The organism is Blautia sp. MB18-30, from assembly GCF_023669475.1.
In the GTDB taxonomy this organism is placed as follows: domain Bacteria; phylum Bacillota; class Clostridia; order Lachnospirales; family Lachnospiraceae; genus Blautia_A; species Blautia_A fusiformis.
Window position 1 is genome coordinate 1 of record NZ_JAMOYY010000068.1, and the last position, 4732, is coordinate 4732.

At 47.4% G+C, this 4732-nt stretch carries 3 protein-coding genes and 1 tRNA gene; 2 read left to right on the top strand and 2 right to left on the bottom strand.

Annotated elements, in window-relative coordinates; translation table 11 throughout:
• The coding region (locus NCY57_RS16285) for a hypothetical protein (RefSeq protein ID WP_250789850.1) at nucleotides 1-477 on the top strand (477 nt) is incomplete at its 5' end.
• Nucleotides 478-843: 366 nt separating this feature from the next.
• Here NCY57_RS16285 and NCY57_RS16290 read toward each other — a convergent pair.
• Nucleotides 844-916: transfer RNA gene (locus NCY57_RS16290), tRNA-Thr, on the bottom strand.
• A 126-nt stretch (nucleotides 917-1042) separates the two neighbouring features.
• A complete protein-coding gene (glgB, locus tag NCY57_RS16295; protein WP_173739276.1) occupies nucleotides 1043-3316 on the bottom strand; it encodes a 1,4-alpha-glucan branching enzyme in 2274 nt (757 codons plus the stop codon).
• 215 nt (nucleotides 3317-3531) lie between these two features.
• On the opposite strand from glgB, the gene NCY57_RS16300 reads away from it, so the two are divergent.
• Nucleotides 3532-4503 carry a carbohydrate kinase family protein gene (locus NCY57_RS16300; RefSeq protein WP_044962153.1) on the top strand — a complete coding sequence of 324 codons (972 nt, stop codon included), beginning with the start codon at nucleotides 3532-3534 and terminating at the stop codon, nucleotides 4501-4503.
• Nucleotides 4504-4732 lie beyond the last annotated feature (229 nt).

Sequence of the window (4732 nt, forward strand, 5' to 3'; positions counted from 1 at the left end):
TGGGCACGGAAGGAGTTCTGCGTTGTTGTGTGTGCTGCGTTGTTGACTTTTGTCTGTATGCTGCGGTACTCAGAATGGAACGTTGTGCCGATCTGGTTTCTGTATTCTTCGGTACTTATGGTGGTACGCTGTGCCGATCTGGCTCCTGTACTCTTCAATGTTTATGATGGTACGCTGTGCCGATCTACAATCTGGTTCTGGGATTCTTCGGTACTTATGGTGGTATACTGTGCCAATCTGGCTCCTGTACTCTTCAATATTTATGGTGGTACGCTGTGCCGATCTGGTTTCTGGATTCCTCGATATTTATGGTGGTACGCTGTGCCGATCTGGTTTCTGGATTCTGGATTCTTTGATGTTTCTTTGATGTTTTCTTTAATGTTTGCTTCTGTCCCATACTCTGGCTTTTTCCTGTCGGCTGGAAGCGTCAGCCAGAGGAAGGTGGCATCGCTCCGGGCTGCTGCGGAGGAGGGGTGATTACTACTTGGGCTGCGGGAGACGGCGTTATTGCGGCAGGGTCTGCTGTCTGAGCCGCAGGCGAGTTCTGGCCCTGCCGCAATGCTTTTAGCCGTCTCACGGAGTCCTAGTAGTATCCCCCGACGGAGTCCCTGCCCGGAGCGATGCCACCTTCCTCTGGTGTCCCTCGACCACATCCCCCCGGACCAATGCCACCTTCCTCTGGCGTCCCTCTCCATCCTTCTCACAAAACCTCAAAAGCATCCCCGACTGCATCCACCGAGCGATACCACCTTCCTCTGGCGTCCCTCGACCACATCCATACACACAAAAAAAGCCCGGCATCTTCATATTCCAAAGACACCGGACTCCCATCAGTCATATATAAGCTGGAAATGAGACTCGAACTCACGACCCCTTCATTACGAGTGAAGTGCTCTACCGACTGAGCTATTCCAGCTTGTGCTAAACACAACTGATATTATACCGTATTTTACAAAAAATGCAAGCACTTTTTCCTACAATCCACTCAAATCCTCACCACCCCAATCACCCCCAACCATATTCCCATTTAATTCACAAACCATCACTCATCCCCGGAAGCCCCCTTCCTGCGAGAAGCCACCCGTTTCACAACCTTTACCGCATCCTTTACAGCCACAGATTTTTCAACCACCGTCATTTTCGCTTTATCCATACGCTTTCCTCTGCTTTTCCCCACAGTCTTTTTCACATTTCCTTTCTTCACAGAGTTTTTCTTCACATCCCCCTTCTCCGGTGTACACCCAAATACCGCCACACCATAAGCCGGAAGCTTCAGCTTCAAAGAAAATTCCCTGTTATCACACTCCATATGAATAGCCGCTTTCGCCCGTGCGTTCACCACACCCTGTCCGCCAAACTTTTCACTGTCACTGTTGAAAATTTCCTTATATTTCCCCGCAAAAGGCACACCAACCCGGTAACTGTCATAAGATACCGGTGAAAAATTACACACCGCAAGAATCGTTTCTTCCGGCTTTTCCGTCTTACGAAGAAACGCAACCACATTCTCATCATAGCTGGTAAACTGGATCCACTCAAACCCATCCGAATTACCATCCATTGCATACAACGCCGGATGATTCCTGTAAAGTTCATTCAGATCATGCAGATACGCCCTCATTTCCGGCCCCACATCCCCATCCGGCGCAGTCATCTTCACACCCGGATGAAGCATCAGATAGCCATACGCAGCACGCAGCTGAGCATCCTTCTGCCTTGAAGATCCCGGAAGCTTCTCCTGAAACTCTTTTAACGTACCCACATCTCTCTTCCCCAGAGTCAGTACATAATGCTCACTATATGCATACATCATGGAAAGCGTCAGCTGATCATAATAATTTCGTCTGTCCAAAGGCTCTGCTTCCAGGTAAGAAAGAAGATCCTTTGTCCAGCCACCACTCCATTTATAGTCAAACCCCAGATGATCATTCTCCACACTGTCTGTAAGCTGCGGCCATAAACCATCCTCCTGTGCGATCAGAAGAATCCCCGGATACTGCTTCTTCACAATAGAATTCAGATGCTTCAGAAACTCCATTGCCTGAAGGTTCTCATTGGAACTATAAAGATTAGCCGTCCACTGGCCCGCCTCTCTTCCAAAATCCAGATACAGCATCGCATCTACATCATCCATCCGAAATCCGTCCACATGAAATTCATCCAGCCAGAAAAACGCATTGGAAATAAGGAAATCTTTGACCATAGGACTTCCGTAATTATAAAGCATGGTGCCCCACATCGGATGAACGGCCATAGCCGGATCCTGTACTTCATAAAGAGGAGTTCCGTCAAATTTCTCAAGCCCTGCATCAAACCGCGGAAACTGAGCCGGTGTCCAGTCCAGGATCACGCCAATCCCTGCCTGATGAAGATCCTCTACCAGTGTCCGGAAATCTGCCGCAGTCCCAAAACGGGTAGTCACAGCATAATACGCAGACGTAGAATATCCTCCTGAACTTCGGTCAAGATACTCCATCACCGGATGAAATTCTACATGCGTATAACCGGTTTCCTTCAGAAACTCCACCAATTCACCACTGTTTTTCCACTCTGTTACATCCGTTTCATAAATAGAAACCGGAACTTCACGGCTGGCAAACCTTTCACGTTCCTTCATCCACGCTTCATCCTGCCATAAAAACTCCCCCAGCTCTGTTACAACAGAAATCACAGACGGCGCTCCCTGGGTTCCATTTCCGTAAGGATCAGACTTCCGCTGTACATTGCCGCCTTTGATCTTGATCTCATACTGGTAAGAGGCCCCTGCCTGTACACCTGGAACAAAAATCTCAAAAATTCCGGACATTGGCATCCGATGCATCGGAAGACGCCTTCCATCCCACCTGTCAAAATCACCGACCACACTGACACGGATTGCATTGGGTGCCCAGACAGCAAAATATGTTCCTTCTACCTCGCCACAGGTCCCCGGATGCGCTCCCAGCTTCTCATATGCCTTGTAATAGACACCGGCACAAAAAGCTCGTTCCTCCTCTTCCGTGATCTGGCATGGACATTCATACGCATCGTAAAAAGTCTCTTTCCTGCTTCCTCTTATCACACGGAAACGATATTCCGGAATCCTTTTCAGTGGAAGCATTACAGCATAATAACCAGCCTCATCTTCCAGGATCATCGGATAACTCTTTTCCCCTACAACAACCTCTGCAGCATCCGCTCCCGGAAAAAATCCCTGGATCAGAACGCCATCCTCTGTTACCCTTGGCTGCATCACATCACGAGGTGATGCCTCCTCCCCATAAACGATCGCCTCGATCCGGGGCCAATCCATATATTCATACGCTTTATCAGCCATAATCGTCTCCTCCATCATATTTGTTGTTTTATAGACTAAGTTTACCACCATTTTACAGAAAAATAAAGATAACAGTTCTAATCTTCGCAAAAAGCACCACAAGTAACCGGTAACAGAACAGAAAATAATTCGATTTGGTTCTTCCCAAAATCATGTGTAACGATTATAATATGAAGCAGAATATGAAACAAATAACTTATCAGGAGGAATCATCAATGGAAAACAGACAGTATGATGTAACAGCTCTCGGCGAGCTTCTGATCGACTTCACAGAAAACGGTGACAGTTCCCAGGGAAACCCTACTTTCGAGGCAAACCCGGGCGGAGCTCCCTGTAACGTTCTTGCCATGCTGAACCGTCTTGGCAAAAAAACTGCATTTATCGGAAAGGTCGGAAACGACATGTTCGGCAAACAGCTGAAGGCTGCCGTAGAAGAATGCGGCATTGATACCAGAAATCTTGTCATGGACGATGAAATTCACACTACCCTTGCTTTTGTACATACTTACCCGGACGGAGACCGTGATTTTTCTTTCTACCGTAATCCAGGTGCAGATATGATGCTGACAAAGGATGAGGTAGATGCCGATCTGATCCGCAATTCCAGGATTTTCCATTTCGGCACGCTTTCTTCCACACATGAGGGTGTCCGTGAAGCAACCCGCTATGCTCTTGACGTGGCAAAAGAAGCCGGATGCATCATCACCTTTGACCCGAACTTACGCCCTCCACTCTGGAAGGATCTGAACGATGCCCGCAAAGAGATCGAATACGGCATGGAACGCTGTGATGTACTGAAGATTTCTGATAATGAAGTGGAATTTCTTTTTGACACAGCAGATTATGACAAGGGTGCTGCCCTTATCGAAGAAAAATATCATATCCCGCTTGTGCTGATCACAATGGGAAAAGACGGAAGCCGCGCTTATTATCGCGGACGGAAGGTCGAGGCTGCTCCTTTCCTTCAGGAAAAAACCATTGAAACCACCGGTGCAGGAGACACCTTCTGTGCAAGCACCCTGAATTATGTGCTGGAACACGGTCTTGAGGATCTCACTGACGAAAATCTCGCAGAGCTGCTTACTTTTGCAAATGCAGCAGCTTCTCTCATCACAACAAAGAAGGGAGCACTCCGCGTAATGCCTGAAAGAGATGAAGTTCTTGACTTCATTGCATCCCGCAAGTAGTGTATGTTTTTCTTTTATTGAATTATTTTTTTGTTTATTGGCTTTGAAAAGCTGAGAAAACACCGCAGGGGGAGAAAGCACTCAAAGTTACAAAGCCCGTTTTTCTCCCCCTGCACCCCCTCTTTCCGGGCACGTACCGCAGAAACGACGCTTCGCGCCTATCCGCCAATTGTTGTGTATTCTTCATATTTTCCCTATTATATCATATATTTTTATTAATATCTTATCG

What these genes read in the sequence shown, in the direction of transcription:
- glgB (WP_173739276.1), bottom strand. Translation starts at nt 3,316, where the DNA reads ATGGCTGATAAAGCGTATGAATATATGGATTGGCCCCGGATCGAGGCG.
- NCY57_RS16300 (WP_044962153.1), top strand. Translation starts at nt 3,532, where the DNA reads ATGGAAAACAGACAGTATGATGTAACAGCTCTCGGCGAGCTTCTGATC.